Source organism: Halorientalis sp. (assembly GCF_028275115.1).
Classification (GTDB): domain Archaea; phylum Halobacteriota; class Halobacteria; order Halobacteriales; family Haloarculaceae; genus Halorientalis.
In genome coordinates, this window is the sequence record NZ_JAQCNH010000073.1 from 1 (window position 1) to 1,506 (window position 1,506).

The window sequence follows — 1,506 nt, forward strand, 5'->3', positions numbered from 1 at the left end:
AACCGCCGGATCATGCAGCGTCGACTGCGTCTCAGAACTGGACTCGTCGTCCGATCCCTCGCCACCTGATCCGCCGCCAAGTGATAGTTCCTCCGCGTTTCGCTCCAATTCGACGCTCACTGTCCCGCTCTCGTCACCGTTGACCTGTCCTTCGGGTACCGATAGGTTTGCTCGGTACGTGACGATTGACCCATTATCGCCGAGCGCTGCGGGTGTTGAAACCACGTATGGACTCGTTGCTCGCACGCTTACGTTTGTGTACCCGTTCTCCGGGCCATACTCGCTATAATCACTCGTCGCATACGGCACCGTCATCTCGAACTCCCCGTCGTCGTTCGTCTCCGCTTGCTGGGTGTATGTGAACGTCGAGTTCGTGGTCGGGATTCGGAGCTCCGTGCTCGCGGTCACTGTGGTGTTTGCGGGCGCACCACTGCCCTCGATCGTCGCGCCGGGCACTCGCTCGAAGGTCTTCAGCCACGCGGGATTACTTGGGACTGTTGCTCGGGGGTTAGCGCCCGCAATCTGTGCGCCGCGGCCGACCGTCTGGAGGATCCGATCTCTCGCGGTGGTCTGACTCATCCGCACGAGGCGGTAGTGCTCTAAGGCCTCTACACGCTGGGTCGGGAATGACCCAAGCCCGCCGATCTGGGCGGTTCCGTCCTCTTCAACGTACGCCTCGGCCGCACTCATATTGTCGAACGTGCGCACAAAGCTGTCCTGCCCCTGCGGATTCGACGGGAGCGTAACGCCCTCGCCACTCCCCGTCTGAACCTGCCGAGGCTCCCAGTCGACGACGATCGGCGACGGTGCGCGAGCGCTGCCGTGGTAGTAGTATAGCTTCGTCATCGTGCTGTCGTAGAACCGGTCTGTACGCAGTGGGAAGGTGCCGAGGAACTGTCCTTGGTTCGAGTCGTCGAACCGGTACATCGTCCGGAGGAAGTCGCTCCGGGAGACGTTTTCTTCAGCGTCGTAGAACACTGTTGGAGCGCCGAACTTCGACCCCGGCGTCGCCATCTGCCAGTCCACCATCACGTACCGGGTCTGATTGCCCTCGGTACTTTGAGACGTCAACACGTTCTCGGACTGCGTCTCGTTCGGCGCAAGCAGAAAGTTCGCTGCTACGTTGGCGTTCTGCTGGAATGGGTTCGCGACGGGGATCCGTTCACCACGGACGGTGATCCAGTGCCCGTAGTCCCACCACGACATCACGCCGTAGGCACCTGCTGGGTACTCGAAGTCATCAGTCAGCTGGTAAGTGCCGTAATACTCCATCTGGTCTGTGTTGCCCGCGCCGCCGAGGTTACCCTCTTCTGGCGTGTTCGTCTGCATCCATCCAAGCGACTCGTCCCACACCGTGACTGAACCGGGGCCAGTGTTCTCGGCGGCTTCCCAGGACGTCTGTGTTGTCCCTCCCCCAACCGAAATCGGGACTAAAAGCACCGGACCGAGTATCAGGAGGACTGTCGCTATCACCGCAAGCGCCTGGTATCCGTCAATATCACGCAA

At 60.8% G+C, this 1,506-nt stretch carries 1 pseudogene; it reads right to left on the bottom strand.

What is annotated here, in order from left to right:
• Window positions 1-1,506, bottom strand: a pseudogene (locus tag Q0964_RS09955) (oligosaccharyl transferase, archaeosortase A system-associated); the annotation flags it as partial.